The 1,585-nt window shown below is 57.9% G+C and carries 1 rRNA gene (only partly in view); it reads right to left on the bottom strand.

The annotated features are described in order from the left end of the window. Window positions 1-1,274: ribosomal RNA gene (locus ACIP5W_RS35695) — 23S ribosomal RNA — on the bottom strand (it extends 1,270 nt beyond the left edge of the window). Window positions 1,275-1,585 lie beyond the last annotated feature (311 nt).

Below are 1,585 nucleotides of genomic sequence, written 5' to 3'. Positions count from 1 at the left end.
GCAATGACACGACTTCGGCGGTACGCTTGAGCCCCGCTACATTGTCGGCGCGGAATCACTAGACCAGTGAGCTATTACGCACTCTTTCAAGGGTGGCTGCTTCTAAGCCAACCTCCTGGTTGTCTGTGCGACTCCACATCCTTTCCCACTTAGCGTACGCTTAGGGGCCTTAGTCGATGCTCTGGGCTGTTTCCCTCTCGACCATGGAGCTTATCCCCCACAGTCTCACTGCCGCGCTCTCACTTACCGGCATTCGGAGTTTGGCTAAGGTCAGTAACCCGGTAGGGCCCATCGCCTATCCAGTGCTCTACCTCCGGCAAGAAACACACGACGCTGCACCTAAATGCATTTCGGGGAGAACCAGCTATCACGGAGTTTGATTGGCCTTTCACCCCTAACCACAGGTCATCCCCCAGGTTTTCAACCCTGGTGGGTTCGGTCCTCCACGAAGTCTTACCTCCGCTTCAACCTGCCCATGGCTAGATCACTCCGCTTCGGGTCTTGAGCGTGCTACTCAGTCGCCCTGTTCGGACTCGCTTTCGCTACGGCTACCCCACCCGGGTTAACCTCGCAACACACCGCAAACTCGCAGGCTCATTCTTCAAAAGGCACGCAGTCACGACGCATTGAGTAAACTCAATGCGCGACGCTCCCACGGCTTGTAGGCACACGGTTTCAGGTACTATTTCACTCCGCTCCCGCGGTACTTTTCACCATTCCCTCACGGTACTATCCGCTATCGGTCACCAGGGAATATTTAGGCTTAGCGGGTGGTCCCGCCAGATTCACACGGGATTTCTCGGGCCCCGTGCTACTTGGGTGTCTCTCCAACGAGCCGCTGACGTTTCGACTACGGGGGTCTTACCCTCTACGCCGGACCTTTCGCATGTCCTTCGTCTACGCCAACGGTTTCTGACTCGTCCTGTCGCCGGCAGACGACAGAAGAGAGATCCCACAACCCCGCACACGCAACCCCTGCCGGGTCTCACACGTGTACGGTTTGGCCTCATCCGGTTTCGCTCGCCACTACTCCCGGAATCACGGTTGTTTTCTCTTCCTGCGGGTACTGAGATGTTTCACTTCCCCGCGTTCCCTCCACATACCCTATGTGTTCAGGTATGGGTGACAGCCCATGACGACTGCCGGGTTTCCCCATTCGGAAACCCCCGGATCAAAGCCTGGTTGACGACTCCCCGGGGACTATCGTGGCCTCCCACGTCCTTCATCGGTTCCTGGTGCCAAGGCATCCACCGTGCGCCCTTAAAAACTTGGCCACAGATGCTCGCGTCCACTGTGCAGTTCTCAAACAACGACCAGCCACCCATCACCCCGAACCCTCACGGGTATCGAGTGCACTGGGGCCGGCAGCCGAAGGACGAGCAACGCTCGTACCCTCAGACACCCAACAGCGTGCCCGGCACCCTCACCGCTTCCCTCATTCGTTCCACGCCCCGAAGAGCAGTACTGGAAGGAGAAGACAGCCAAGAGCGCCGAATAATCAACGTTCCACCCATGAGCAACCAGCATCAGACGTTCGCTGATGAACTGGCCTCTGACCTCACCCCGGAGGGATCGGTGAGAAGTG

Origin of the sequence: Streptomyces sp. NPDC088766 (genome assembly GCF_044750845.1) — a bacterium.
In the GTDB taxonomy this organism is placed as follows: Bacteria; Actinomycetota; Actinomycetes; order Streptomycetales; family Streptomycetaceae; genus Streptomyces.
Note: the sequence above shows the minus strand (reverse complement) of the source record. Positions and strands in the feature narration are given on the sequence as shown.